This is a genomic window from Streptomyces sp. NPDC051976 (assembly GCF_040680795.1).
In the GTDB taxonomy this organism is placed as follows: Bacteria; Actinomycetota; Actinomycetes; order Streptomycetales; family Streptomycetaceae; genus Actinacidiphila.
The window spans coordinates 91,475-118,059 of record NZ_JBFAXL010000017.1 but is presented as its reverse complement, the minus strand read 5'-3'; the positions used below and the strand labels follow the sequence as shown (position 1 = coordinate 118,059).

Here is a 26,585-nt window from a genome sequence, read left to right as displayed (position 1 = left end):
CCTCGCAGGGAGCCCTCCATGACGCATGCCTCCAACCGGTCCAGAGCCGTCCGGCTCGCCGCCCTCGCCACCGTGGTCACGGCCCTCGCCACCGCGTGCAGCGGCACCACCACCCCCACCGCCGTCCGCGACAGCTACCGGGTCCTGCCCAAGGAGTCGGGCAGCCCGAGCACCGGCGGCACCGCGACCATCGCGCTGACGCCCGGCCTCAACCCCACATCCGTGTTCCCCTACCCCCCGGCATCCGCCAACGGCACCGAGATCGCCAAAGGCCAGATGTGGCGCGCGCTGTACCGCCCCAGCGGCCAGGGCGACCAGGTCGCGGACATGACGACGGGCATGGCCGACGCCCCCGTCTACAGCGCCGACCGCAAGACGGTCACCATCAAGCTGAAGCCACGCACCTGGTCCAACGGCCGCGCGGTCGGCGCGGACGACGTGGTCTTCTCGCTGGACCTGCTCAAGGCCGCCCTCAAGGAGTCCGCAGCCAACTGGAGCTTCTACACCCCGGGCCAGTTCCCCGACGGGGTCACCGCGACCGCCACCGCCACCGCCGCCGACACCGTCGCCTTCCACCTGGACACCGCCTACAACCCGTCCTACCTGCTGTCCCTGCTGACGCTGCTGTACGTGATGCCCTCCCAGGAGTGGAACATCGCCCGCACCGGCGGCCCGCACCTGGACTTCACCCAGCCGAAGAACGCCAAGGCCATCTACGACTACCTGACCAAGCAGTCGTCCACGCCCGCCACCTTCGCCACCAACCCGCTCTGGCAGATCGTCAACGGGCCGTACCGCCTCAAGAGCTACGACGCCACGACCGGTTCGTACGCGCTCGCCCCCAACAGGCGCTACACCGGCCCCGGCGGCTCGCGGCTGGCCGAGGTCGACTTCAAGTCCTTCACCTCCGCCGCCGCCGTGCTCAACCAGCTCAAGGCCGGCAACCTCACCGTCGGCACGCTCGACTCCAGCTTCGTCACCCAGATCAGCACCCTCAAGCGGGCCGGATACCACGTCTACGGTGCACCCGCGCCCGCTGTGCTCGACATGCTGACCTTCAACTTCACCGATCACACGGGCAACTTCGACAAGGTCGTCGCCCAGCCCTACATCCGCCAGGCACTCCAGCACCTGGTCGACCAGCAGGGCGACATCACCAGCCGCGGCGTCTACAACGGCGCGGCCTCGGCCAACTACTCCACGGCGGCCCTGGGTTCCCCGTACCCGCCGGCCTTCGGCGACAAGGCCCCCTACCCGTACTCCCCCGCCGCCGCCGAGAAGCTGCTCACCGCCCACGGCTGGAAGGTGGTGCCCAACGGCAGCACGACCTGCGTACGCCCGGGCACCGCGGCCGACCAGTGCGGCACCGGCATCCCGCAGGGGCAGACCATCTCCTTCACCATCGCCGCCGCCAACACCCCCAGCTACGTCCCGGCCAGGGACATCTCCCTCTCCTCGGCCGCCGGCAAGCTGGGCATCAAGATCAAGGTGGAGACCAAGGCCCTGGACTACCTCTACAACAACTACGGCCACAGCTACGCCCCCGCCAACGACGACAAGTGGGCGGCGCAGGACTACGGCTCCCTGTCCCTGGCCGCCGGCTACCCCAGCAGCAACACGGTCTTCAACACCGGCGGCAGCTTCAACCTCGGCGGCTTCCAGGACACCGCAGTGGACAAGATGATCAACGCCTCCACCTTCGGGGCGGATCCCAAGGCGCTGTCCGCCGAGACCACCGGCATCGCCAAGGCGTTGCCCGCGCTGTTCTTCCCCGCCCCGGACATCCTGGTGGTCTGGAAGGACACCCTCTCCGGACCGCCTTCCGCCTTCCAGTCCCTGACCAGCTACCTGTACTCGCCCGAGCAGTGGTACTTCACCAAGTGACACACGCCAGCCATGCCGCAGCGGTGCGCGCCGTCGTCGGTGACGCCCGGGTCGTGGCACTGGGCGAAGGCGCGCACTCGGTCACCGAGTTCTACGAGCAAAGGCACAGCCTGTTCCGCCTCCTCGTCGAGGAACTGGGCTTCACCGCCCTGGTGCTGGAGTCCGGCTTCGCCGAGGGCCTGGCAGTGGACGCCTGGGTGCGGGGCGGCGACGGCGACGTGGAAGCGGTGGCCCGTGAGGGTGTCAGCTACCGTTTCGGCGAGTGCGAGCCGATGCGCCGTCAGCTCGGGTGGCTGCGCGCCACCGGCGGCGTCCGCTTCTACGGCATGGACCTGCCGGGCTCCTCCACCTCCCCGGGCCCCGCGGTGCGCGCCTGCCTGGAACGCCTGCCCGCCTGGCCGGGCGACGCCGAACTGCTGCGCCTGAGCGACCTCGGCGGCAGATCGGAGGCAGCGGTCCGCTCCGCGTGGCTGCCCGCCGCCGACCGGCAGCGGCTGATGGACGGCCTGCTCGCGCTGTACGGCCGCGCGCTGCGCGACGGCGACGACACCGCCGTGCGGTGCGCGGAGTCGCTGCGAGCGTTCGTCGCCGATGCGGCCGCCGGGCAGTTGCCGGCGCGGCAGCCGTACCCGCGCGAGGAGTTCATGGCGGACACGGTGCGATGGATCCTGGAGCGGGAACAGCGGGTGCTGGTCAGCGCCCACAACGCGCACGTACGCCGCACGCCGCTGCACGGCCGCCCGATGCTGGGCGCTCTGCTCGCCGCCGAGCTGGGGCCGGAACTGAAGGTCATCGGCATGACCTACGGCTCCGGGCCGGAGGTCCGCATCACCCCGCGCTCGCCCCGCCCCTTCGACTGGGAAGTCTCGCTGCGCGAAAGGGAGTTGGCGCCGGAGAGCCTGGAGGCACGGCTGGAGCGGCTGCCCGGCGGCCCCGAACTGCTGGTGGACACGCGGCAGGTCCCGCCCGGCTTCTTCGACGGCGTCACCGGCACCCAGGTCGGCGGTGGGCTGGACCCGCTGGACGACGTCCCCGCCGCCTTCGACGCGCTGCTGCACGTGCGTCACGTCACCCGCGTCCCCGGAGCCTTCGAGCGGCTCCGCGACGAGCTCGAGGCAGCCGCGAGGCTGGGAACGGAGTCCCCGTGACAACCACCGCCCGTCCGTCGCAACCGGCCACCCGTACGGTCGACGCCGTCGAGGACCTCGCCGGGGTGCGGGTGCCGGACCCGTACCGGTGGCTGGAGGCCGAGACCGACGAGGTCGGGCAGTGGCAGCGCCGCCAGGCCGAACTGGCCGAAGCCGTCTGCTACGAGGGGCTGGACCGGCAGGCCGTGCGAGCGCTGGTGCAGCGCTACGATCGCGGCTCCCGTCCCGCCCTGCCGCGGCACGCCGCCGGGCGCTGGTTCCGTGCGGCCGCCGTGCCGGGCCGGGACACGCCGGTGGTGCTCGTCGCCGACCAGCCCTACGGTCCTGGCCGGCGGATCGCGGATCTGGCCGACTTCTCCACCGGCAGCGGCCCTGCGGTGCTGTCCTGGCTGGCGCCCTCGCCAGACGGCCGCGTGCTGGCGCTGGGCGTGTGCACCGACGGCAGCGAGCACAACACCGTCCGCCTGGTGGACGTGGAGTCGGGCCGGCCGCTGGACGGCGCACCCGAGGAGGTGCTGCACAGCGCCTGGGCGGGCGGGGTGTCCTGGCTTCCGGACTCGTCCGGCTTCAGCTTCTTCGCCCTCACCGGCACGCCCGAGGAGTTCCGGCAGGCGGTGTTCCACCACACCCTCGGCGGAAGGACCGAGGTACTGCCGGTGCCGGTGCCGGCGGGCTCGCGCGAGTACACGCTGGTGCAGTACTCCCCCGACGGCCGCTGGGCGGTGGCCAGCCACCGGGTCGGCAGCCCGGTGCCGGTGGCGGTGCGCGACCTGACGCGGCCCGGCGCGCCGTGGCGTCCCTTCCTCACCGACTGCGCGGGCACCGTCGCCGGGCATGTCGTCGGCGACCGCTATGTGGCGGTGACCGACGTGGGCGCCGCACGCGGCCGGGTGGTGGCCGTTCCTCTGGCGGCGGAAGACCCCAACGACCAGGAGTGCTGGGAGGAGTGGCTGCCCGAGAGCAGTACGGTGCTGCGCTCTCTCACTCCGGTCGGCGACCACCTCTACCTCAGCGGCTTCGAGGAGACCTTCGCCCGGGTGCTGGTGCTGGATCGCTCGGGCGCGGTCACCGGGCAGGTCCCGCTGCCCGGCCGCGGCGCGCTCGGTGCGCCGTTCTTCCCGCTCACCGGGCTGGCGGTCGGCGCACCGCCGCAGGAGTTCCTGTTCGCCTTCTCCACGCTCACCAGTTCCTGGGGCGTCTACCGGCACCGGCCGGGGGCGGCCGGGGTGGAGGTGCTGTCGGCCCCGGAGGTGGTCCTGGACGCGGAGCTGACGGCGGGTCACGCCGTAGCGGCTGACGGCACGCGGGTGCCCTACCACGTGGTGCGCGCGGCGGGCACGGCGCTTCCGGCCCCGGTGCTGGTGTCCGCCTACGGCGCGGCCAACATCCCCACCCTGCCCGAGTACCGGCCGGACCTGGCCGCTTTCGTCGCGGCCGGCGGCGTGCTGGTGCAGGCGTACCTGCGCGGCGGCGGCGAGTTCGGCCGGGACTGGTACCTGGGAGCGCACCGCGAGCAGCGCGGCGTGCGCGACGGCGACCTGACCGCCGTGGCCGAGCAGTTGGTCGCCTCCGGGCTGACCACCCCCGACCGGCTGGCGCTGACCGGTGGCTCGGACGGCGGCCTGATGTGCGGGGTCGCCGCCACCACCCGGCCGGACTTGTGGCACGCCGTGCTGCCGCGCGCACCGCTGCTCGACCTGATCGGCGCGATCCGCGTGCCCTATCTGGACTTCGTCATCCGCAAGGCCTGGGCCGACCCGGACGACCCGGACCAGGTGCGCCGGCTGCTCGGGCTGTCGCCGTACCACCTGGTGCGGCCCGGCGACCTGCCCGCCGTCTATGTCCAGGCCGGCGCGACCGACCCGCGCTGTCCGGCCTGGCAGGCGCGCAAGTTCGCGGCCCGGCTCCAGGCCGCGCAGCAGGGCCCGGCCCCGGTGCTGCTCCACGTCTACGACGCGGCCGGGCACGGCGCGGCCACCGCACCGGAGGTCGCGGTGGCGCAGGACGCGGAGTGGCTGGCCTTCCTGGTACGGGAGTTGGGGCTCAGGGTGCCGAACGTGCCGGCCGCGCCGCTAAGGCAGTAGCCCCGGCCGCAGGGCCAGCAGTTTGAGCTGGAGCATCGCCGCCAGCCGGGCGTCCGGGTCCTCCAGGTCGATCACACCGACCTCGGCCACCCGCTTGAGCCGGTAGCGGAAGGTGTTGGGGTGGACGAACATGGCGGCGGAGGCAGCGGGGATGTCTCCGAGGGCATCCAGCCAACAGCCCAGCGTCTCCACCAGGTTCGACTGGTGGCGGGCGTCGTAGGCGGCGAGGCGGCCGACGACACCGCTGGGCAGTTCGCCGCGCGGGACCACGTCGGCCAGCTCCAGCAGCAGCGCCTCGCTGTGCACGTCGTCCAGGCGTGCCACCTGCCGCCATGTGGACGGCGCGTCGGCCGCGGCCCGGCGCAGCACCCGCAGCGCCCGGTCGGCGCTGGTACGGGAGCGGGCCAGGCCGGAGCTGTCGGCGGCGTACCGGCCGACGCCGACCACAGGCCGCAGAGGCGAGCCGACGCGGGTCAGGAACTCGGCGGCGACCACGGCCGCCCGCTCCTCGGCGGCGTCACTGCCCTGCGCGGGAACGGGGAGCACCCCGTAGGAGGTGTCGCCGATCAGCGCGGCGGCGGCACTCGGGTGCACGGCGGCCAGATGCATGGCGAAGGCGTCCGCGAGGCGACCGCGTTCGGCGGCGAGGCGGGCGGGCAGGCCGCCTTTCTCGGGCGCGTCGACCACGGTGAGCGCCAGGACGACGGCGGGCCCGTCCCTCAGGCCGAGGCGGCGGACCGCGTCGGGTGCTTCGGGGCCGCTCTCCAGGGCGGTGGCCAGCAGTTCCGCGCGCAGCCTGCGCTCCCTGTCGGCGTCGGCGCGCTGCCAGACCATGTGCATGGCGATCAGCTTGGACGCCTCGTGCAGGACCTGGCTGCGCTGCTCGTCCAGCGGCCCGGTGACGACCACCCAGACCGTGCCGAGGATCTCGTCCCCGGCGCGGACGGCGATGACGGCCCGGGGCCGTTCGGGCTCCGCGGCGTCGGCCTCGCCGGGTAGGGAGTCCACGAAGACCGGGTGGTCGCTGCGGTAGATCTCCCGGAAGACTCCGCGCTCCTCCAGGATGCGGGTGTACTCCGGGGGGACCTGCCGCCCGAGGATGGTCTGCACCCGGGACGGGTCCACGTGGTCCTGCCGGCTGGAGAACGCCAGCAGCCGGGAGTTGCGGTCCTCGATGGTGACGGGGGCGTCCAGCAGCGCGGCGGTGGCGTTGGCGACGGCGAACAGGTCCCCGGCCCCGAACCGCCCGGGCACGACGGCGCCGGGATCCGCGTTCTGGACGGCGTCCGCCGTCAGGGTGCGCAGCATCCCCGCCAGGTGGGTCCAGGAAGCGCCGCGGGCGACGGCCAGCAGTGCGGTGCCGGAGTCGCGGGCCGCGGCGAGCACTGTCTCGTCCGGGACGAAGGGCGCGCGAACCACCAGCGCGGCCGCCCGGCTGCGGCCCAGGTCGGCGAGGGCCTGGGCGACGTCCGCGGGTTCGTGCAGCCCGACGCCCAGCACCATGGCGTGGTCCGGCAGTTCGGGCCGGTCCAGCGGGTCGTGGATGACCACCCCGCCGATACCGTCGGTACCGGTCGCGTCACCGCACAGCAGGTGCAGCAGCGTGGTGCCGAGTTCCTCCAGCACGCGCCCGAGGCTCGCCCGCGGCAGTTTGGTGTCCGGGATCATCATGCGGGTGAACCTAGCGCGGCCCGCAGGGACGAGTTTCGTCTCGCATGACGACATCGTACCTCCGGGTTCGTACGCGGGTACGAACCCGGAGGGCGGGCGGGCTCAGCCGAGCGGCACCCAGGTGGCTCCTGTGGTGAACTCCTCCAGCGCGTCCGGAAGCGGAGCGACCCCGATCCCGGGCCCGGTGGGTACCGGCAGGTGGCCGTCCACGAGGCGGAACGGCTCGGTGAGGTCGGTCGCGTAGTAGCGCTCCGAGGCGGAGGTGTCGCCGGGGAAGCGGAAGCCGGGCAGCGCTGCCAGCGCCAGGTTGGCGGCCCGGCCCACGCCTGTCTCCAGCATCCCGCCGCACCACACGGGCACGTCGTGCGCGGCGCAGACGTCGTGGATGCGGCGGGCCTCCAGATAGCCGCCGACCCGGCCGGGCTTGATGTTGACCACCCGGCAGGCGCCCAGGGCGATGGCGTCGGCGGCGGCGCGGGCGGAGGTGATCGACTCGTCCAGGCAGATCGGGGTGGTCAGCAGCGCCGCCAGCCGGGCATGGCCGAGCAGGTCGTCCACGGCCAGCGGCTGCTCCAGCATGAGCAGGCCGAAGTCGTCCAGCCGGGCCAGGTGACGCAAGTCGGCGCGACTGTAGGCGGTGTTGGCGTCCACCTGGAGCGGCACGTCGCCGAAGCGCTCGCGCACCGCGCGCACCGGCTCGACGTCCCAGCCGGGCTCGATCTTCAGTTTGATTCTCAGGTACCCCGCGTCCAGGTAGCCGCCGACCGCGTCCAGCAGCGCGGGGATCGACTCGGTGATGCCCACCGACACCCCGCACGGCACGGTGGACCGCACCGCTCCCAGCGCGTGCGCGAGCGGGACGCCGCGGGCGCGCAGGTCGGCGTCGAGCACCGCCGTCTCCAGCGCGGCCCGCGCCATGCGGTGGCCCTTGAACCCGGCCAGAGCCGGGGCGACCTGGTGGGCGTCCAGCTCCGGCACGCCCGCGACGGCCGGGACCAGGAACCGGGTCAGCACGTCGGCGGCGGCGTGGGTGTACTCCGGGGAGTACAGCGGTGCGGTGTCCGCACCGCACTCTCCCCAGCCCTCGGCCTCGTCGCTCACCACCCGCACCAGCAGCGCCTCCCGCACCGTCTCGGTGCCGAACGAGGTGCGGAACGGGGTGACCAGCGGCACCCGCACGGTGCGCAGTTCGACTCCGGTGAGCTTCATGCCTGCTCCTTGGGTGCTTCGGCCGCGTTCTCCACGACGTACCAGCCGGTGCGGTCGAAGCCGCGGATACGCGCGCCCACCGCCAGCAATCCGCCGAGCACCTCCCGTACGGTGGTGCGCCAACGCTCGGCGCAGTCCGGTTGGTCCCGGCGCAGCGCCTCGATGTCGGCGGGTACGGCCACCAGCAGCGTGCGGGCCCGCCGGTCGTACGCCTCGGCCACGGGCGCACCGTCGGCGGAGGCGCCCAGCGCCACGGCCGTGTCGGCCGCCGGCGCGGCCGGCACGCCGTCGAACAGCGGCTTCCCGGAGCACGCGGACGTGACGTCGGGCGCGTCCAGACGCCAGCTGACCATGATGCGGTCGCTGTCGTCGCTGCGGTTGACGCCGTCGTCGATCGGGCCGTAGAAGTTCGGCAGGTACTCGGCCGCCCGCGCTCCCAGCTTGCTCAGGTTGAAGTAGGCGTTGCGGCGCACCAGCGGGTCGTACGTCCAGCGGACCTCGCGTATGCCGCGCTCCAGCGCCCAGGCCCGCTGGTGCAGCTTCAACGCGTAGCCCACACTGCGCTTCTGCACCTCGGGCAGCACCCCCGCGATGTGACTGTGCAGGGACGCACGGGCCGGCGGGGAGCAGAAGCCGAAGCAGGTTCCGACCAGTTCGCCGCCGTCGTAGGCGCCGCTGACATAGCTCCCCGCCTTGGCCAGGGCGCGCAGCACGTCGGCGCCGATCGGCGGCCGGTTCGCGCCGGTCTGCCAGACGCGCTCGCACAGGAGCTGGATGGCTTCCAGATCGCCGATGTCGTCCAGGCAGCGGATCTCGACCCGCGCCGCCCGCGCCGCCGCCTCGGCCGCGCGGTGAGCCGACTCCAGCAGGGGGAACTCGGCGCGGTCACACAGGAGATCAGTCACGGCCGTCATGGTTCCCGCCCCTTCCGGCGCTGTGGTCGTCCGCGGGCACAGGATGCGCACCGCGCGTTCGTTCCCGCGCACGACTTGCCGCTGGTGCAAGTCCCTCGGTGAGCAGCTCGGACAGCAGCGCGGTGAGCAGCCGGGTCCGCCGCGGCAACTCCGCGACCAGCACGTGCTCGTCCTCGGCGTGCGCGCCGCCGCCGACAGCCCCCAGCCCGTCCAGTGTGGGGGTGCCCACCGCGGCGGTGAGGTTGCCGTCGGAGGCCCCGCCGACAGCCATTCCTGACAGCGGTTCCAGGCCGAGTTCCGCTGCCAGTCGCTGTGCCCTCGCGAACAACCGGTGCGAGGCGGCAGGAGGCAGTGGTGGACGGTCGGGTCCGCCCGCCACCTCGACCCGTGCCCCGTCCAAGCGCGTTGTCAGCATGCGCAACGCCCGGTCCACACGCTGTTGCTCATCGGCGTCACGCACGCGTACGTCCACCTCGAAGCAGGCTTCCGCGGCTACGGTGTTGGAGGTGGTGCCCGACTCCAGCCGGGTCGGGGTGACGGTGGTGCCGCGATCCCGATCCCCCAGCGCGGTGACGGCCAGCACCTGATGCGCGGCCTCGACCGTGGCGTTCACCCCGGACTCCGGCTCCAACCCGGCGTGCGCCGCCCGGCCGCGCACACGGACCTGATAGCGCGAGACGCCCTTGCGCTCGGTCTTCAGCGTGCCCCCCGGCCCGGCCGCTTCCAGGACCAGCGCCGCCGCGCAGCCACGCGCCTCCTGCTCGATGAGCTCACGCGAGGTCGTCGAACCCGGCTCCTCGTCGCCGGTGATCAGCAGCGTCACCCCATCCAACCGGTCGGAGCCGCCCTGCGCCGACAGGGCGGCCAGCGCGTGGAACGCCACGACGAGCCCTGCCTTCATGTCGAAGCAGCCGGGACCGCGCATCACGCCGCCCTCGGCGCGGAACGGCAGGCGCTCGATCGAACCGAGCGGCCACACCGTGTCGTGGTGGCCGAGCAGCAGCACCCGCGGGCTGCGTCCGAAACGCCAGCGCAGGTGCGTGCAGCCGTCGATAACGATGCGTTCGGGCTCCGTCCCGAGGTACCCGGCACCCATCCGGGCCACCACCTCGGCGCTGCGAGCGACCGCTTCGGTGTCCTGCGAAGGGGACTCGCACCGCACCAGCCGCCCCACGTCGGCCACCATCACGGCCTCGTGCTCCGTGATGATCCCCGGTGGGGATGGCACAAGCACACTGCGCTCTGTCACTGCGGACACCTCCAGTCGATGCGTGCGCACCAGCTTGGGGGCACGCGACGCTCCGGTGTCCGTACGACAGAACAAGAACGACCCGCCGCTTCGGTTCCTCGTGATGAAACAGCGGAGTCTGCGGCTACCCTCGGCGGACAGTCCGCGCATGCCGTGTGCGTACGGCTGAAGAGGTGAGGATGCCTGGCACCGCGGTTCCCGATCTCGACCACGTACTCAGCCTGTTGGGTCCGGCGCTGCTGCGGCCGTTGACCGTACTCCCGGCAGGGCCGGTACCCGTCTCCGGCGTGCTCATCTTCGAGCCGCGAGCCCCTCTTCCCCACGCCAGGGACGCGATCCTGCTCGCCGTGGGCGTAGGGACAGCCGGGACGCAGGCCAAGGAACTGGTGGGTGCCGCGGCCAGGGCCGGGTACGCCTGCCTGGTGGTGAAGAGCTTCGGCGATCCGGTCACCGAACTGGTGGGAGCGGCACAGCGGTCCGGGATCGTGCTGCTCGCCGCCGACGAGGGGCTGGCCTGGCACCATCTGGACACCATGATCTCCTCGGCTCTCGCGTCAGCCGTGCGTTTCCCGCGGACCGCGGGTGCCCCGGCCGTGGGTGATCTGTTCGCGCTGGCCAACGCGATGGCCGGGATGACAGGCGGTGCCACCGTCATCGAGGATCCGCACCGGCGCATCCTCGCCTACTCGACTCTGCCCGGCCAGGCCGTCGACGAGGGCCGCCGCCAGGGCATCCTCGGACTCCAGGTGCCCGAGGGCCCGGACTACGACGAGCAGTACCGCGTCCTCGCCCAGGCTGTCCGCACCTGCCGGTTCCCGGCCGTCCGCGGCGGCTTCCCGCGTCTGGGTGTCGCGATCCGGGCGGGAAGCGAGGTACTGGGCTCGCTCTGGATAGTGGATGCCGAGGGCAACCTGGACTCCGCCGCCGAACAAGCCCTTTGCGACGCGCGGGACATCGTCGCGCTGCACCTGCTCGCCGCCCGCGCCGCGGCCGATGCCGCCCGGCACAGGCATGCGGACCTTTTACGGCGGCTGCTCGCCGACCCGAACTCCGCCACCGTGGTGGCCTCGCAGCTCGGCCTGGACCCGAACCAGCCCGTGGCGGTGGCCGCATTCACCGCCGCGAGCGCTACCGAGGACAGGCTCACGGCACACGCCGCCACCCGGCTCGCCGACCTGGTGAGCCTGCGCTGCGAGGCACGTTACGGCAGACACGCCTGCGTGCTGATCGACGGAACGGTCTACGCACTGCTGCCCAGCGCGTCCTCGCCGACCGCGCAGCGTGAACTCGTCTCCGACATCGCCCGGCGGGCCCACGGCGCGCTGAGGGTGCCCGTCCGGGCCGGGCTCGGCTCGCTCGTCCCGGGGCTGCGCTCGATCGCGAACTCACTCGCCGAAGCCGATCTCGTCCTGCGCGCACTCACCGACCGGCTGGGCGATCCGGAAGAGTGCCGCGTGGCCACGATCGAGGAAGTGTGGGCCGGCGCGACGCTGGCCGCACTCGGCCAGATACTGGCCGCCCAAGAGGCGATGCCCCACAGACTCGGGCCGGCGGTCAGTGCCCACGATCTCGCACACGGCACCAGCTACGCGTCCACCATCCTCGCCTACCTCGACGCCAACAGTGATGTCGCCGCCGCCTCCCACCGGCTGTCCGTACACCCGAACACGATCCGGTACCGGCTCTCCCGCGCCGAGGAGATCTTCGGGTTCGATCTCGCCGATCCGGACGAGCGTTTGGTGCTGTGGCTCCGGTTGCGGCTGGGCGACTCCTGGTAGGAGACCGGGACCCGGTACACGGCGGCTTCACCTCTTTGGCCGGTCGCACAACGCATGCGGGGAATCTCTGGACGGGCGCTGCAAGCGCTCCGGCGCGGGCACCGGCCACGCTTTCCGCATGCACAGTGCGGCATACGTGCGGCGGACGGCTTCGGCCCGGCCCCGGCCTCGGGTGAAAAGAGGAGACATCATGTGGTGCAAACTGACAGTCGTCGTGGCCTTGGCGTTCACAGCCTCGCTGGTGGCGGTGCCTGCCGCGTCGGCCGCGGCACCGCGCTGTGACACCAAGCCCCTCCAGACCGCGCTGGAGCAGCTGAAGAGTGTCGGTGCCTCGGGAATCAGCGTCACGGTGAAGAGTCCCCTCTGCGGAGTCCGGAACGCCGGTGTCGGCCTTGCCGACCTCACCACGGGCCGCAAGGTCGTCGGCTCCGAGCACAGCCGTATCGGCAGCGACACCAAGGCCTGGACGGCAACGGTCGTGCTGCAACTCGTCGGCGAGGGAAGGATCACGCTCGACGACACCGTGGACCACTATCTGCCCGGCCTCATCCGCACCAGACTCTACGACGGGCGCAAGATCACGATCCGTCAGCTCCTGCAGCACACCAGTGGCCTGCCCGACTACCTCGACGCGCCGTTCTGGGATGACGAGGACGCGCACCGCTGGGATCACATCGAGCCCCTGCTGACCGTCAGGCAAGCGCTGACCCTGCCCCGCCCCGACAGGACTCCGTCCGGCTTCTCCTACGCCAACACCAACTACAACCTCCTCGGCCTGATCGTCAGGAAGGTCACCGGCCGCGGTATCGGCGACGAGATCAAGGACCGGATCATCAGGCCCCTCGGGCTGTGCGAAACCTCCTGGCCGGGCGACCGGACCACCATCGGCAAGCCGGACCTGCGCGGCTACGCGGAGCGGCACGGAGCCTTGGCGGACAGGACGGAGTGGAACACCTCCGAGGCCGACGCGTCGGGCGAGCTGATCTCCACCGGCGCGGACGCGACGACCTTCTGGACCGCCCTCATGAGCGGGAAGCTGCTGGCCCCGGCCCAGCTCGCCGCGATGAAGCAGACCATCACGGACGACCTCCCGGGAGAACGCTACGGCCTGGGAGTTGAGCGGTACGAGCGCACTCCCGGCCTGGTGACCTGGGGACACAGCGGCAGTATGGCCAGCGGCCACAAATTCAGGAACGCCGTCACCGATGACGGCCAACGGGCCGTGACCCTGCTGGTCGGATCGGAGAACTTCGACTCGGACAGGGTGGATTCCATCATCGGCGACCTCATCCGCGACCTCCGCTAGCCCACCACGCCGAGGTCCCTACCGGTCGCTGAAGACACGCCTTCCCGATCCGGACCTCTGCCTCACGGTCCTCGTTCCACCCCGCGGCCGACAAGCCCGCGGTACCCGGCGGCGGGTACCGCGGGTGCTTCGAGTACCGCGGGCGGTCGGTACGAGAACTGCTGGATCTGCGCGTCGTTGGGGCCGAAGGTCCAGCCGGTGCGGGTGGCCGGGTCGAACTGGACAGCCGACGGGTGGACACACGGCCGACGGGTGGCGTACGCCAATGACCTGAGCGACCCGCAGCACCTGGTCGCAGTGACCGCGCGGCCGAACCGGTCCAAGGGCGATGCCGGTCCGACGCGGTGGATGCCGCCGGCCGCGGACGCGCGCTGCCGGTACACCGCGACTGGATCTCGGTGAAGTTGGCCTGGGGCCTGGCCGTGGACCCGACTGACCAGCAAGCCTTGAGTTCTCTCGCGGCCTCCTGCCCTGATGTGGAGATCGGCTACAAGCCGGTGTCCTGAACGGCTTCGCAGCGCATGCGGACCCCGTACGTCGGAGCGGGGCGGACCGGCCGTGTCAGGGGCTGTCGCACTGCCAGTCCCACAGGCTCGGGTCCGCTGCACGTGGTTCGTAGACTGCACGCCCTCCGGGGCCCCAGCGCCCGAGTTCCGTGGCCAGGGCCGCACCGCAGGCCAGGGCTTAGGTGGTCCAGCCGGTCACGTCGAGCAGGAGGCCGTCCAGCGGCTCCCCGACCAGCTCCCGGTACTCGTGGCCCGGGCGCGGGTCGGGGTCCTCGTGGTCGGCGCCGTGCTGGCGGATGTCACGTCTTCCTGAACTGGCTGACCGTGCGCGGCCGGTGGCTGTGCTACGCGGTCGGGATCACGATGTGTGTACACGCGGGCGCGGGAGAGGGCTTCACGACGGCGCGCCACGGGGTGCACGCCGTGTGCGGCGTGCACCCCGTGGCGTCCGGCGTTGCTGTTCAGCCCAGGGCTGGGATGTTCCACTGCTGGTTGGATGTGCCGTAGCAGTCGAAGAGATTCAGTTCGGTGCCGTTGGTGGTGCTCTTGCCGGCGGCGTCGAGGCATTTGCCGAAGGCTGTCAGCTCATGGGTGGCGGGGTTGTAGGTCCATTGCTGGGCGGTGGTGCCGTTGCACGGGTAGATCTGTACGTGTGTCCCGTTGTCGTTGCTGCCGCCTTGGGCGTCGAGGCACTCGCCCATGGCCCGCACGGTGTGGTCGCCCGGGAGGGTCCAGTTCTGGGCGGCGGTGTTGTTGCAGTCGTAGAGCTGCACCTGCGGGTTGCCGGTGGTGTCGGCGCCGGGGATGTCGACGCAGCGGCTGCTGCCAGCTCCGGTGATCGGACCTGCCGGGTCGGTGCCGCAGTTCGTCGGCCCGGTAGTCGCAGCCGGGTGCCGGGTCGGCAGGGTCAGCGTGGTCCCGGCCGACACCTGGTGCACCGTTTCGCTGTGGTCGCGTACCGCGAGGGTGCCGGACTGCACGGTCACCGTCGCGGACTGCTGGCCCACGGCGATATCGAAGGTGCTGCCGTGCCACTTGAGGCCGGTGACATCGTCGCCGGGCAACTGCGAGGGCAGGAACGGGTCGATGGTGACCGCGTCGGTGCCCCAGCGCATGCCTGTGAACCCGTAGAGGAACTGCTGCAGGTAGCCGCCTTCGCCGGTGGTGAAGGTGAACGCCCCGCCGGTACGGGTCTCGTGGAACTGGTCGAACGGCGCGCCCAGGAACGGGTTGACGCTGCTTTGCAGGTGGTTGTAGGCGGTGCAGCCCGGTGAGCCGAGGGCGGCGGCGTCGATGGTGGCGATAGCGTCGGTCATCGAGGGGCCGTTCGGATCGACGCGCTGGGCGTAGTAGTCCAGGTCGCCCTGCGCGAGGGAATCCGGCATCGGCACGTTCCAGGGGTACTGGAGCATCGTGACATCTGCCTGGTTGATGGTCTGGCCGCTGTAGCCCTGGAACTCGGGGTGGGTGTTGGTGGTGGTGTCGACCGGGATCTTCAGGCCGTCGGCGACCGTGGCCCAGGCCGGGTCGGCGCTCTGGCCGAGGATGCCTGCGGCCTGGACGGCGATCCGCAGCGATGTCTGTGCGCCGGCGTCAGTGGACGCGCTGTTGTCGACGGGGTCCGCGCTCTCGTCCTGGGACATGACGTTCTTGACGTCGTAGCCGCCGGAACCGTCCGGGGTTGCGCGGGTGGACCAGTAGTCGGCGACGTCCTTGAGTACCGGCCATGCCTTGTCCCGCAGCCACGCGGTGTCGCCGGTGGCCTGGTAGTACTGCCACTGAGCCAGGGCTATGTCGGAGTTGACGTGGATCTCGTCCCGGTCGTAGGCACCCCCCGCCGTCGACGGCTTACCCGTCAGGGAGCTCTCCCAGGGGAACTTCGCCCCCTTGAGGGACACCGCTGAGGCGTTGGCCTCGGCCTGCGGCAGGAGCTTCTGCCGGTAGGTGTCCGCGGCTTGGGCGATGTCGGGGTACTGGGCCAGCAGGGCCGGGTACATCCAGGTCTCCATGTCCCAGAAGACATGGCCGCCGTAGCCGTCGGAGGACAGCCCGCCCGGGCCGGTGCTCCAGGTCGTGTCCGCGCGCATGCTCGCGAGCAGGTAGAACATGGCCGCGTGGATCTGAGCGGTCTGCGCCGCGTCACCAGGAACCGAGATGCCGGACTGCCACAGGCTCGACCAGGCATCGTTGCTGGCCGCGATCGCCTGCTGGTAGCCGCCCGCGGCGGCGTCGGCCGCTGCCGTCGCGGCAGCCTGCTGGGGAGTGGTGCTCAGCGACCGGTCGGTGTCGACGGAGGAGGCCACGCCCACGTACTTGGTGACCTGGTAGCTCTGGCCGGCCGTGACGGGGAAGGTCGCGCTCTGCCCGGCACTGCCCATGGGCGAGGTCGATACGTTCGCTCCATTGACCCGCAGCACGGAGTCCAGCGCGGCGGTGACCAGATTGCCGTTCGAGACGACGTCCTGCGACATCGTGGCGTTCGCCCCGTCGACACTCACCCCTCCGGCGGTGGCGTAGCTCAGCCCCCGGGTATCGAACTCGTCCACGGCTCTGGCCGTGCCGCTCCAGTGCGGAACCGCCGTCACGCTCACGGTACCCAGGTGGGCGTGCGCCCGGTTCGCGTTCACCTCGTAGGTGAAGGAGGTGGCATCGCCCGCGGGCGAGGTCCAGTCGAAGGAGGTGGTCAGCCGCCCGGTCTTCAAGTCCAGCGACTGCCGGTAGTTGCTCGTGGTCCCGGAGCCGGGGTCCTGGCTCGGGGGCTGCGCACCGCTGGGGTAGGCCGCGACGTAGTCCACGTTCACTGCCGCCGTGTCCCCCTGGACCACGGCGATCCCGACCGTGTTCGAGCCCGCGTTCAGGCTCACGGGAACGGTCAGCACCGCCCAGCTTTCCCAGTTCGCCGTCGTGGGCACAGTCATCTGCTGCGAGGCGCCGTTCACCAGCAGGTGGACGCTCTGCGGGCTGCCGCTGCCGTTGGAGTACCGAACCGACAGTGACGCGCCACCGGCCGGGGCATCCTGAACCGTCATCAGATCCGTGCCGCCCACCGTCGGCCCGCTGCTGGTGTTCAGCCCCGCGAGGTAGCCGTCGGCCGTCGAACCGCCGTGCGAGGCCTCGACGAACGCGCCACCGGAGATCTGCCCGAACCGCGCCAGGCACAGATGGTCGAAGCCGCACGTACCGGAGCCCCCCACTCCGTACACACCACCAGTGACGTCGTCGCGGCCGAAACCGAGCATGGTCCAGGACGGCAGGCTCGCCCGCCGCTCGTACTGGCCGCCCGGCGCGGCGTAGAAGCCAGCCAACTCCGACTGCGTGACGATCGGGGAACTACTGTACCCCTCACCCGCCGCGGGTACCCTCGCGCCGAAGTAGCCGTTGCCGATGAACGCCGGGGCGTAGTTCGACGAGGTGTCCGTGGTGCTCAGCACCCACCCGTCCGTGCCGCTGTCAGCAGCCGTGGCCACCGCGGTGGAGACGGGCAACGCCGACGCCATCGCGGCGATCAGACAACCAACCGCCAGCACAGCGCCCGCCCGGCGGACCACCGCGCGGCGCCGACCGCGCACCCGGCGGAAGGCCGGCGCCCCGCCCCCTGCGACAGCCCGGGGCCCTGCGCCGTCCCGGCCCGCGTCCGCAAACGACGTCGTCCCCTGTATCAACGTGACAGCCGCGTGGGAGACCACCAACGCGGCGCCCATTGCCGCGTTCAGGAGCCGGCCACGGGGTCGGCGACGGCTCGATCGGATGTCCATGGCGCGGCCCTTCCACGGGGGATCAGAGGGCCCAGCGCCTGCCGCACTGCAGACGCTGGGACGCCGACGTTACGAGCCAGGAAAATGGCCGTCAAGAGTCGTAACAGCACTTCGAATTAGTCCTTTGAGTGGCGGAAATAGGTCCATGCCAGCCTCGGACCACCACAGGCGTGCCCGTGAGTTGTAGGGCAGGAGTGTGTCTCCGCGCCGCAGGTCGGCCGACACCGACAGGGAGCCCGTTGACCGCGGCGGACAGGTTGTTCCTGGTCGACAGGGCGTCTACCAGGAACTTCACCTCCTGCCGTATCCACTCCAGCCCAACTCACCTTGTCCGTCAGCAGCCACCAGGGGCCGCGGCTGACGCCCGCACGGCGAGGGGAACGGCGCAGTTCCTCACCCGTGCCCCTATACGGCAGCACGGTCTTGATCTGCAGTCGCTCTCGAATGCCGGCGAGGCGACGAACCTCGTACCTCGTCTGTATCCGGGCCCTGGCAGCCGGTCCGACGGCCTTCCCGCTAAAGGCGGAACCCGACTTCACGACAGGAGCGTCGCAGACCCGCTCGCGCGGCTGGCATGCGGCTGCCGTCCCTTCTGGCACCGGCTCGAGGCCGGGGCGGCCGAAACACCGGAAGTCCTGCCCGGTCAGGCCGCTTTCGCGCAGCCCGTCCAAGGTGGTCGCCACGATCGGGATGCACGCGTTGTACGACGCGTAGTGCGGGGCACGCCCTGCCAGTGCCGACCGGTGCGCCCGGCGACACCCGCGATTTCCCCAACGGCTGGGACAGCGGTCCCGGCAGCGCCGACTTCCACTACTGACCCCCGCCACGGGCTATAACAGCCCCGGCTGCGCGAGGAACAAAGCCCCGCGGGCATCGCCTGCGGGGCACAGCCATGTCACGAAAACAGCGTGTGACTCGAAGTCAGTCCGCAGCAGCGCGGCCCACGGCCGGGCCGGTCGGGGAATCTGTCGGCGGCACATGATCACTAAGCGGACGTCACGCCGCTGTGCCGAAGCGCTGCCCCGACAGGAACGAGCGTGCCCCACGCGAATCTCTGCCGAAGAGCCCACCTCACGTTCTACGACGACCGTCCCTCCGCCCGACATCACACTTTCAAGTTCAGCAGCCCGCTTCACCAACGCAGGGTGCCAGGTGGTTGGCTGGTCTCCCACTCGGATGACATTTCGCTGGCGAGACGGTGCTTCGTCCAGACCTCCGGCTGAGTGAGTACCGAGTGGCCGTACCACACGGGTACCTGGAGGCTGCAGACACGGTCAGAGGGGAACTCACCGGTCACGGGGATGTCCCTGACAGCCGACCATGCACGGTCGAGCAGGACGACCATGTCGAAGCGGGGGCGCAGGGACACGATGCGCTTCACGTGCTGGGAGATGGTCGCCCACTCCAGGCTCGTGCGTTGATGCGGCGGTGTCGCGATCATGACCAGCAAGTCGATGCCGATCTTGTGCCGGGCTGCCGCGAGAAGTGCGACGTTTCCGCCGTGGCTGTGAGCGAAAACCTTCGAGAACCCGTTCGTACATTTGTGCCGGACCGCCCAGTTGGCCAACTGGTGAGCGCCGGCGACGCGGTCGCTGAGGGTGAGACCCGTGGGCCAGCGGAAGTAGTTGTCCTTCGCGTAGAGATCTTTTCCGATCGGCTCGAAGGTTCCGTCGGAGGGCTCGCTGTTGCCCGGTTCGTTCTGGAGGTAGGAGAAGAGTGGCTCCCCCGGTCGCCACCATGACGGACGCGAGAACCTGGTCCAAGTGCCGGGCACGATGATCGAGGTGTGCGCCTCGTCGGTGCCGTTCTCCTCTTCCCGCTCCTGGCCTTCGCGCAGCGCGGCAAGGACCGGGTGGCTGGGAGCGACTCGAATCAGGGCATCGACTGCCATCTGCTGGATCGTGTCGTTGGTGGATGAACAGCCTTCCACGAGGGCTTCGATCGTCGGCCAGGACAGCGTGGTGCGGAAGTTGGCAATCGCGGCGGCCGCGGCGACGCGCACAATGCGGTGGCGGCTCAACTGGCTGACGTGGAGCAGAGAAGCCGCGGCAGCAGCCGGGGCGCCGCTGGTAGTGATCGCCTGATACAGCGGCCGTGCCACACTCTCCTCCCATCCCCCGAACTGCCTCCACCACCTCTCAGGGGGTGGAGACACCCGGTCCTGGGTGTAGCTGGCGATCGGCTGGGACCATCCCGGGAACTGGCGCCACGGGAACGGCGTGCGGGTACCAAAATGGTCTTGAAGGAAGAGCTCGGCGTATTCGGCGGGGAAGGGAGCGCTCAAGCCCGGCACCTCCGGGATGAGCAGCTCGGACGCATCATCATCCGCCCAGAGCACCTCTCCCTGCCCGGCAAGTTGAAGGCCGAGGCCGACGAGCTGCGCAGCCCGCGACCAAGCGGCTTCCTCGCTCTCTTGGTCCTCAAAGGCCTCCTCGCCGCGCAGGGGACTCTCGATCAGCGGATCAGGCACGGGTCCTCCTCAATCGGCGGAAGTATCGGGCCACGACAAGGCAACAGGTTCACCGCATCAAGGCCGGACAGACTCGCGCCCAGCACCAGCTCAGTCCACCCCAGCAGCCCACCCCCGATCACCAGGCCAGCCCAACAAGGGGCGCCGATGGGTGGGGCCGATGAGCGCCAGAACGTGCAGCGGGCTCGGCGAGCAGAGGCACATCCGTTCGCCTAGACTTACCGTGCGTGGACGCTAACCAAATGGGCCACGCTCTTGAAGCGCTGGGAGACCCCACCAGGCGCGCGATCATCGACTGCCTGGCAGAGCGCCCACGCGCGGTGGGCGAGCTTGCCGATGCGCTGCCGGTCAGCAGGCCTGCGGTGTCACAGCATCTCAAGGTGCTCAAGGACGCAGGACTGGTCACCGAGCGCGCGGATGGCACCCGCCGAATCTACCGTCTCAACCCCGCCGGAGTGGCTGCGCTGCGTGATCAGCTCGACACGTTGTGGCGGCGTGCCCTCGAAGGCTACAAGGGGGCGGCCGAACAACCGGAGGAGGAGAATCCATGACTCGCAGGCAGATGGCCGTCGACGCGCCGATCGAAGGGCCTTCACCGTGTTCACCGAGCGGCAGGTCAGGGCAGGCGTTCAACGCCAGGTCTCGGCTCAGCCAGTCGTAGCGGACCACGTACGGGATCTTCAGTGCGGACGGCCTGTTTCACCGAGCCCGGGAGGGCTTGTTCGACCCAGATGGTCTTTCCGGTATCGGTGTAGCGGGTTCCCCAGCGCCGGGCCAACCGGCCGACGATGTACAGACCCCGACCTCCCTCGTCGAGCAGGCGGGGCAGGCGCATGTGCGGGGCGGTGCTACTGGTATCAGAGACCTCGCAGATGAGTGCGTCGGTCATGATCAACCGCAGGACAACGGGCGGGGAGGCGTACCGGATGGCGTTGGTCACGAGTTCGGTGACCACCAACTCGGTGGCGAAGACCTCCTCATGCAGACCCCACGTCGTCAGTTGCCGGCCTGCGGCCGCCCGTGCCCGGCCGGGCGACCTGGTGTCGGCGGGGAACTCCCATGCCGCCACGTGGCCGGCCACAACGGCGTGGACACGTGCCAGGAGAACGGTGACGTCGTCGTCGCAGTCCGCCGGGGCGACGTCGTACACGTCACCGCAGATCTCCGGCAGGGGCCGCGCTGCCGGACCGAGCGCCGCCGCCACGTCCGTGAGGGCAACCTCGGGCGCGCGGTGGCGCAGATCGAGCAGCCCGTCGGTGAACAGGGCGAGCACTGTGCCGTCGGCAACTTCCAGCGTGGTGGTCTCGAACGGGGTGCCGCCGATACCCAGCGGAGGATGCTCCGCCATCCGCGGGAATTCGACCGTGTCATCGGGCCGGAGCACCGCCGGCGGGGGGTGGCCCGCGCCGGCGAGCGTGCAGGTGCGGGAGACCGGGTCGTACACCGCGTACAGAAGGGTCGCGCCCAGATCGCGGTTCTCGTCCTCCTCAGCCAGTTGTACGGCCAAGTCGTCCAACCGGGACAGCAGTTCATCGGGGGGAAGGTCCAGGTCGGCCAGCGTACGCACCGCCGTGCGCAGCTGACCCATGGTGGCGGCCGCGTGCACACCGTGCCCCACGACATCGCCCATGACCAGGGCCACGCGCGCTCCGGACAGCCGGATCACGTCGCACCAGTCGCCGCCCACGCCCGCCTCGCTGTCGGTGGGCACATACCGGTGGCAGACCTCCACCGCGTGGTTCCCGGTCAGTGAGCGGGGCATCAGCCCCTGCTGAAGTCCGAGGGCGACGTCCTGTGCCTTGTTCAGCCTCTGCTCGCGGGCTCTGGCCTGGCTGAACAGCACGGCCGTCGCCGCGGCCGCCGTGAGGAAGGCAAGCTTGATCAGTGTCACATCGACGTCGTCGTCGTTGCGCGACAGGCCCGCGCCGGCATACAGGGCGACCGTCAGTGTGCCGATCAGCGCCGTGAGGTAGACACCGTGCACGGCTGCGGCCAGGAACGGTACGACCGACAACAGCAAACCGTAGTGATCGCCGGGCGGCGCAGCCACCAACAGCGCCCCGGCCGCGACCAGCACGGCGAACGGCAGCAGGCGGCCCACGACGACAAGCGCACCGGGGCCCGCCGCCCGGGAAGCGGAAGACGCGTTACCCATCTGCTACCGCCTTCGTCCACGAAGCGGAACAAAGGCGGACCGCACCGCACCCCTCACTGGATCCACTACCGGAGTGGGCGAAATGTCCATATGTGCAAGGCTACGCGAACGGGCGGGCCCGGCTCCGCGACCCATGTCATGGAACCCGACGCCGTGACCTCCCGCAGCGGCGTGGCCGGTGCGCTTGTCACGGAAAGCATCGGAGAGAACACGGATGGGCACTTGCCCGGGCTAGTGCTCTGACCGGGAAGGTTCGCCGGGTTGGCTTTTCCAGCGGTTGGATGCGCGGTGACTTCTCCGAACCAACGGAGAACAATAATTTCTTCGGCGCCATCAACGTCGACGTCGAAGCGGAACTGGCCAAGCTCGACACTGACGGGTGGCGGCCACTACGACCGGCAGCCCTCGGGGATCTGGGTCTGTGACGCTTCCCTGTCCGCGGGTGCGGCGCGCCTGCCGGTAGCCCCCGGATTTCGATATCGCCGGTGTCGGCGCGTTCAGCGCCGCAGGCTCCGAGTGCCCTTGCGCCCCCTACCCATCGCCGCCTTCGTGCGTGCGTGCTGCGGGTTCGTCGGGCGACGGTCCGGTGTGGAAGATCGGCCAGCAGATCTCGGTGCGCCACTCGGCCGCCTCTGCGCTCTCGTGGCGCCCGACGGGGTAGTACTCGCGGATCGGGCCGTCCACGGCGAGGGCATGTTCAGCGACGTATGTGCCGAGGGCTCCGTAAGCCAGGTCGATATTCGCATGCGGACCGCGGTGCACAATCGTCGCCAACTCGACCGCCGGGATGACCAGCGCGTCGACCCGACCCATGGGGCGCAGCGGTCCGGCGCACGGCACGAAGATCGTCGCCGGTCCGTGCCCGTGGGTGAACAGGTCGGTACTGAAGATCCCGCCAGCCGTCGCGTCGGCGGCCAGGCCCTGGGCGTCGAGCGTCGCGAAGATCTCACCGAGCGCACCCTGGTACCAGGTCAACGCCTCGGCGACGTCCACCGTCTCGGTGATCGCAGCCGCCGGCGTGGCCGGAACGCTTCGGCGCCCGATCTCGGCCCGGGTGCCGCCCGGCGGGCGGGTAAGCAGGTCGCGCAGCGAGGCGACCGCAGACTGGCTGCGCGCCAACTCCTGCTCCATCTGGTTCAGGTGCGCGGCCAGCAGCGCGTTGCGGGTGTCGAGGTCGGGGGCGGCCAGTACCTTGGCGATCTGCTCGACGGGCATGTCCAGGGCGCGGAAACGGCGGATGATCTGCGCGGTCGGGATCTGCGCGGTGGTGTAGTACCGGTGGCCGGTGTGCCGGTCCACCTCGTCCGGTTCCAGCAGGCCCACCTGGTGGTAGTAGCGCAGCGTCTTCACGCTCAGGTGCGTGGCCCTTGCGAAGTCCCCGATCGGCAGTGTCGCGTCCATGCCTGCCACTGTGCCACCTCCCCCAAGGGGAGATGCACGGGCGCGCGAGGGTCTTGCACCTCTCGTCGGGGCACGCCCGAGCCTGCTTGCAGGCGGTCGACCGGGCCGCCGGCCGAAGGGAGCCGAAACGATGACCACACCCACGAGCACCGCCCTGCCGCCCGCCGTCGCCGAGTACCTGGCGGCGGTCAACGCCTTCGACCTTGACCGGATGGTCGCCACCTTCGCCGAGGACGCCTACGTCAACGACGCCCGCCGTGAGATCAACGGCATCGCAGCCATCCGCGCGTGGGCCGAGAAGGAGATGATCGGCGACCACGTCACGATGCAGCCGATCGAGGTCGTCGCGCACTACGGCCAGACCATCGTGCGCTCGCGCTATGACGGCACCTACGACAAGACCAGCCTCCCGGCCGAACTGGTGATGTCGGACTACTTCAGCGTGCACGACGGCAAAATCGTCGGCCTCGCCGTGATCCGCAACCAGCCCTCCCCGTACTGACAGACACCGCTGTGTCCGGCCCGCCCGAGGCCCGCGGCGCACGCAACCGGCCCACCGACCCGCGTACGCCGCCACTTCGTTGCGCACCCATCCGTCCACCTCCGGAAAGCCGGTACCACTTCCCATGAGCTACACCCTCGACCCCGAACTCGTCCCCCTCCTGGCCGCCCGCACCGAGCAGGCCGCCGGCGTAGCCGCCCGCGAGCGCGGGGACTGGAGGTCGATTCGCCAGGCCGGCAACCTCGGCCAGGCTGCCATGGCGGCCCTGGTCCCCCCGGTCACCGGGATCAAGACCGCCACCTACTTCGCCACGGCGCCCGACGGCGCCCGGATTGAACTGCGCTGGTACACCGCTGGCGAGACCACGGCGCCCGGCCCGGCCGTGCTCTACGCCCACGGCGGCGGCATGATCCTGGGCGACCTGGACGCCTACGACACCCTGCTCTCCTGGTACGTCGCGCACAGTCAGGTGCCGTTCCTGTCCGTCGGCTACCGCCTGGCCCCCGAGGCCATCGGCACCATGCTCGCCGAGGACGTCTTCGCCGGCCTGACCTGGCTCACCGACCACGCGCACGAACTGGCCGTGGACACCGGACGCATCGCGGTGATGGGCGACAGCGGCGGCGGCGCACCTGCCGCGGCCACCGCCATCCTGGCCCGCGACCGGCACACTCCCCTGGCTCGGCAGATCCTTGTCTATCCCATGCTCGACGACCGCAACCAGGGCCCCGAGCCGACCCGCGAACCCTTCCTGACCTGGACCTACGACGACAACTACACCGCCTGGAAGGCGGTGCTCGGCGACACGTTCGGCACCGCGGATGTCTCCCCGATCGCCGCACCGGCCCGCCTGACCGACTTCACCGGACTGGCTGCTGCCTACATCGACACCGGTGACCTCGACATCTTCCGCGACGAGGACATCGCCTACGCCGCGCGCCTGGCCGCCGCGGGCGTCCCCGTTGAACTGCACGTCCATCCCGGCGTCCCGCACGGATGGGACCGCCTCGCCCCCCAGTCCGGGGCCGCCCGACGGGCCTTCGCCGACCGCATCCGCACCCTGGCGGCCCTCTGAGCGGCCGGCTTCACGGGGAAGCCCCCGATATCCAGCGCTGACGGCAGGCCCTTGGCAGGGGATCTCCCCTCAGGGGAGATCTCGTCGCGCGGCTGGCTCTTGCACCTCCCCTGACGGCACGCCGCAGGGTTGTCCGTAGCGGCCGATCAGGGCCGCGAGACGAAGGGAGCAAAGTCATGACGACGGCCGAGCAGGACAAGGAAGCCATCATCGCCATCGTCCGCGAGATGGCGGCGTCGATGACCGGTGCGCAGAGCACCCGGCACTGGGCGTCCGACGTGCTGTGGTTCGACATTCCCCCGTTCGCGTCCAGGGGCGTCGCCCCGGCGCGCAAGCTGTTCGACGACACCTTTGCCAACTTCGAGTCCTGCAATGTCGAGATCCTCGAACTGGACGCGAAGGTCAACGGGGACATGGGCATCGTCTGCACGGTGCAGAGCACGAACATCGTGCTCAAGAACGGCTCCACCAAGCACGTCATGGCCCGGCAGACCGACTGCTTCGAGCGGCGTGAGAACGGCTGGGAACTGACCCACCAGCACGCCTCCGTCCCGGCCGGCGGCGAGTGGGACGGCAAGATCACCACCGTGTAGGGCCTGATCTGCGACGCGACCGGCCTCCCTGCCGAGCGGATCCCTTCGGCGACGGCGGCGCACGCGACGGCAGACTCTCCCGGTGTCGTCGCGGGCGGCAGGACCTGGCCCTTGGGGCCGAGTTGAACGCCGCCAGCGGCCGTACCGTCCCCGCCGACCGACTGCTACCACCGAGCGTCGAGGCCGCACTCTCCCTCGCGGGCGCGGGGAACGGCCCGGCGGCCCCGGCCCGGACACGCCCGGCACCTGCTCCACGCGGCCCGCGGCACCGTGCACATCGCCAGCGCCCTCACAACCCACGGCGACCTCGGCATCGGCTGGGACTGGCGGGCCTGAGCTGCGACAACATCACCCGGGTGGGCGATGTACCGATCCCTGCGCCGGGTGGGAAGCTGACGTGACCCCGGTTCCGGAGAAGGAGGCGAGATGCCTGTAGGCGAGACGAGAATCCTCTACCAGCAGCCGCTCTTTCTCCGCGAGGAGCTGCGCCGCCGGTGGGCCGACAGGCACATGCTCGCGACGTCGGCCACCGAGCTGGAGTCCTTCTACGAGCAGGTGGTGGCCGACCCGCGGTCCAGGGAGCTGGGAGCGTCACGGGAAGTGGTGCAGGAGGCTCTGGCGTTCTACAACGCTGTGGTCGCCGACGGACGCCACATCTATGACTTGCGGACCGATCCCCAGCAGGTGGCTCGGACAGTCGGCCACGAGGTCAGTGACGAGGCGGCCGAACTGGTCAGCCGGGCGGCCTGGATCACCGGTGAGGCGCAGAGCAACGATGTGACGATCGTGCTGGCACTCGTCATCGTCATCGTCGCCTTCGACGAGCCTGGCGAAGTGGTCATCGACTGGTCGCAGCGCGTGGAGTTCAAGGTCTGAGCTGATTTC

General features: G+C 70.7%; 20 protein-coding genes and 1 pseudogene. 11 read left to right on the top strand and 10 right to left on the bottom strand.

Features of this window, described 5'->3' with window-relative positions; translation table 11 throughout:
* The first annotated feature begins 18 nt into the window (after positions 1-18).
* The 3 genes from AB0M29_RS19265 to AB0M29_RS19255 are packed head-to-tail and all read left to right on the top strand — an operon-like array spanning position 19 to position 5,116.
* A complete protein-coding gene (locus tag AB0M29_RS19265; RefSeq protein WP_365383994.1) occupies positions 19-1,884 on the top strand; it encodes an ABC transporter substrate-binding protein in 1,866 nt (621 codons plus the stop codon).
* Complete coding sequence (locus tag AB0M29_RS19260; RefSeq protein WP_365383992.1) at positions 1,881-3,032, top strand: erythromycin esterase family protein; 1,152 nt, start codon at positions 1,881-1,883, stop codon at positions 3,030-3,032. The genes AB0M29_RS19265 and AB0M29_RS19260 overlap by 4 nt, the downstream gene beginning before the upstream one ends.
* A complete protein-coding gene (locus AB0M29_RS19255) occupies positions 3,029-5,116 on the top strand; it encodes a prolyl oligopeptidase family serine peptidase (protein WP_365383990.1) in 2,088 nt (695 codons plus the stop codon). Before AB0M29_RS19260 ends, AB0M29_RS19255 begins: the two co-directional genes overlap by 4 nt.
* Here AB0M29_RS19255 and AB0M29_RS19250 read toward each other — a convergent pair.
* The 4 genes from AB0M29_RS19250 to AB0M29_RS19235 all read right to left on the bottom strand — a co-directional run bounded on the left by AB0M29_RS19250 (position 5,105) and on the right by AB0M29_RS19235 (position 10,096).
* Positions 5,105-6,787, bottom strand: coding sequence for a helix-turn-helix domain-containing protein (locus AB0M29_RS19250; protein WP_365383988.1), 1,683 nt, complete (start codon positions 6,785-6,787; stop codon positions 5,105-5,107). The genes AB0M29_RS19255 and AB0M29_RS19250 overlap by 12 nt on opposite strands.
* A gap of 102 nt (positions 6,788-6,889) precedes the next feature.
* Complete coding sequence (menC, locus tag AB0M29_RS19245) at positions 6,890-7,996, bottom strand: o-succinylbenzoate synthase (protein WP_365383986.1); 1,107 nt, start codon at positions 7,994-7,996, stop codon at positions 6,890-6,892.
* Positions 7,993-8,901 (bottom strand): GNAT family N-acetyltransferase, encoded by a 909-nt coding sequence (locus tag AB0M29_RS19240; RefSeq protein ID WP_365383984.1) that lies wholly within the window; start codon positions 8,899-8,901, stop codon positions 7,993-7,995. Before AB0M29_RS19240 ends, menC begins: the two co-directional genes overlap by 4 nt.
* A complete protein-coding gene (locus tag AB0M29_RS19235) occupies positions 8,894-10,096 on the bottom strand; it encodes a M20 family metallopeptidase (RefSeq protein WP_365384051.1) in 1,203 nt (400 codons plus the stop codon). The genes AB0M29_RS19240 and AB0M29_RS19235 overlap by 8 nt, the downstream gene beginning before the upstream one ends.
* Positions 10,097-10,338: 242 nt before the next feature.
* Between AB0M29_RS19235 and AB0M29_RS19230 the strand changes: the two genes are divergently transcribed.
* The gene (locus tag AB0M29_RS19230) at positions 10,339-11,937 is read left to right on the top strand and encodes a helix-turn-helix domain-containing protein (RefSeq protein WP_365383982.1); all 1,599 of its coding nucleotides are present in this window, start codon (positions 10,339-10,341) and stop codon (positions 11,935-11,937) included.
* 190 nt (positions 11,938-12,127) lie between these two features.
* Entirely contained in the window at positions 12,128-13,243 is a 1,116-nt protein-coding gene (locus AB0M29_RS19225) for a serine hydrolase domain-containing protein (RefSeq protein WP_365383980.1), read from the top strand.
* A gap of 62 nt (positions 13,244-13,305) precedes the next feature.
* Here the strand turns inward: AB0M29_RS19225 and AB0M29_RS19220 are convergent, their stop codons facing one another.
* The 4 genes and pseudogenes from AB0M29_RS19220 to AB0M29_RS19205 all read right to left on the bottom strand — a co-directional run bounded on the left by AB0M29_RS19220 (position 13,306) and on the right by AB0M29_RS19205 (position 19,974).
* Complete coding sequence (locus tag AB0M29_RS19220) at positions 13,306-13,509, bottom strand: hypothetical protein (RefSeq protein WP_365383978.1); 204 nt, start codon at positions 13,507-13,509, stop codon at positions 13,306-13,308.
* 295 nt (positions 13,510-13,804) lie between these two features.
* Positions 13,805-14,047 (bottom strand): annotated as a pseudogene (locus AB0M29_RS19215) (hypothetical protein).
* Between the two features lie 163 nt (positions 14,048-14,210).
* Complete coding sequence (locus AB0M29_RS19210; protein WP_365383976.1) at positions 14,211-17,246, bottom strand: ricin-type beta-trefoil lectin domain protein; 3,036 nt, start codon at positions 17,244-17,246, stop codon at positions 14,211-14,213.
* A gap of 1,390 nt (positions 17,247-18,636) precedes the next feature.
* Complete coding sequence (locus AB0M29_RS19205) at positions 18,637-19,974, bottom strand: hypothetical protein (protein WP_365383975.1); 1,338 nt, start codon at positions 19,972-19,974, stop codon at positions 18,637-18,639.
* Positions 19,975-20,201: 227 nt separating this feature from the next.
* Between AB0M29_RS19205 and AB0M29_RS19200 the strand changes: the two genes are divergently transcribed.
* Complete coding sequence (locus AB0M29_RS19200) at positions 20,202-20,525, top strand: metalloregulator ArsR/SmtB family transcription factor (protein ID WP_365383973.1); 324 nt, start codon at positions 20,202-20,204, stop codon at positions 20,523-20,525.
* Between the two features lie 65 nt (positions 20,526-20,590).
* On the opposite strand, the gene AB0M29_RS19195 is transcribed toward AB0M29_RS19200, so the two are convergent.
* Positions 20,591-22,075: an ATP-binding SpoIIE family protein phosphatase gene (locus tag AB0M29_RS19195; RefSeq protein ID WP_365383971.1), complete on the bottom strand. Its 1,485-nt coding sequence runs from the start codon at positions 22,073-22,075 to the stop codon at positions 20,591-20,593.
* A gap of 335 nt (positions 22,076-22,410) precedes the next feature.
* Here AB0M29_RS19195 and AB0M29_RS19190 point away from each other — a divergent pair, with 335 nt between their 5' ends.
* Complete coding sequence (locus tag AB0M29_RS19190; RefSeq protein WP_365383970.1) at positions 22,411-22,554, top strand: hypothetical protein; 144 nt, start codon at positions 22,411-22,413, stop codon at positions 22,552-22,554.
* Positions 22,555-22,660: 106 nt separating this feature from the next.
* On the opposite strand, the gene AB0M29_RS19185 is transcribed toward AB0M29_RS19190, so the two are convergent.
* Entirely contained in the window at positions 22,661-23,530 is an 870-nt protein-coding gene (locus AB0M29_RS19185) for a MerR family transcriptional regulator (protein ID WP_365383969.1), read from the bottom strand.
* 130 nt (positions 23,531-23,660) lie between these two features.
* Between AB0M29_RS19185 and AB0M29_RS19180 the strand changes: the two genes are divergently transcribed.
* The 4 genes from AB0M29_RS19180 (at position 23,661) to AB0M29_RS19165 (ending at position 26,576) form a co-directional block, all read left to right on the top strand.
* Positions 23,661-24,032: a nuclear transport factor 2 family protein gene (locus AB0M29_RS19180; RefSeq protein WP_365383968.1), complete on the top strand. Its 372-nt coding sequence runs from the start codon at positions 23,661-23,663 to the stop codon at positions 24,030-24,032.
* Positions 24,033-24,156: 124 nt separating this feature from the next.
* On the top strand, positions 24,157-25,107 hold the full coding sequence (locus AB0M29_RS19175; RefSeq protein WP_365383966.1) for an alpha/beta hydrolase fold domain-containing protein: 951 nt from the start codon (positions 24,157-24,159) through the stop codon (positions 25,105-25,107).
* A gap of 176 nt (positions 25,108-25,283) precedes the next feature.
* The gene (locus AB0M29_RS19170) at positions 25,284-25,700 is read left to right on the top strand and encodes a nuclear transport factor 2 family protein (protein ID WP_365383964.1); all 417 of its coding nucleotides are present in this window, start codon (positions 25,284-25,286) and stop codon (positions 25,698-25,700) included.
* Between the two features lie 426 nt (positions 25,701-26,126).
* Positions 26,127-26,576 (top strand): hypothetical protein, encoded by a 450-nt coding sequence (locus AB0M29_RS19165; protein WP_365383962.1) that lies wholly within the window; start codon positions 26,127-26,129, stop codon positions 26,574-26,576.
* Positions 26,577-26,585: the final 9 nt, after the last annotated feature.

Coding starts and splice junctions, on each gene's coding strand:
- AB0M29_RS19265 (WP_365383994.1), top strand. CDS start 19: ATGACGCATGCCTCCAACCGGTCCAGAGCCGTCCGGCTCGCCGCCCTC.
- AB0M29_RS19250 (WP_365383988.1), bottom strand. CDS start 6,787: ATGATGATCCCGGACACCAAACTGCCGCGGGCGAGCCTCGGGCGCGTG.
- menC (WP_365383986.1), bottom strand. CDS start 7,996: ATGAAGCTCACCGGAGTCGAACTGCGCACCGTGCGGGTGCCGCTGGTC.
- AB0M29_RS19235 (WP_365384051.1), bottom strand. CDS start 10,096: ATGGTGGCCGACGTGGGGCGGCTGGTGCGGTGCGAGTCCCCTTCGCAG.
- AB0M29_RS19230 (WP_365383982.1), top strand. CDS start 10,339: ATGCCTGGCACCGCGGTTCCCGATCTCGACCACGTACTCAGCCTGTTG.
- AB0M29_RS19225 (WP_365383980.1), top strand. CDS start 12,128: ATGTGGTGCAAACTGACAGTCGTCGTGGCCTTGGCGTTCACAGCCTCG.
- AB0M29_RS19210 (WP_365383976.1), bottom strand. CDS start 17,246: ATGGCGTCGGCGTTGCCCGTCTCCACCGCGGTGGCCACGGCTGCTGAC.
- AB0M29_RS19190 (WP_365383970.1), top strand. CDS start 22,411: ATGCGCGGTGACTTCTCCGAACCAACGGAGAACAATAATTTCTTCGGC.
- AB0M29_RS19185 (WP_365383969.1), bottom strand. CDS start 23,530: ATGGACGCGACACTGCCGATCGGGGACTTCGCAAGGGCCACGCACCTG.
- AB0M29_RS19180 (WP_365383968.1), top strand. CDS start 23,661: ATGACCACACCCACGAGCACCGCCCTGCCGCCCGCCGTCGCCGAGTAC.
- AB0M29_RS19175 (WP_365383966.1), top strand. CDS start 24,157: ATGAGCTACACCCTCGACCCCGAACTCGTCCCCCTCCTGGCCGCCCGC.
- AB0M29_RS19170 (WP_365383964.1), top strand. CDS start 25,284: ATGACGACGGCCGAGCAGGACAAGGAAGCCATCATCGCCATCGTCCGC.
- AB0M29_RS19165 (WP_365383962.1), top strand. CDS start 26,127: ATGCCTGTAGGCGAGACGAGAATCCTCTACCAGCAGCCGCTCTTTCTC.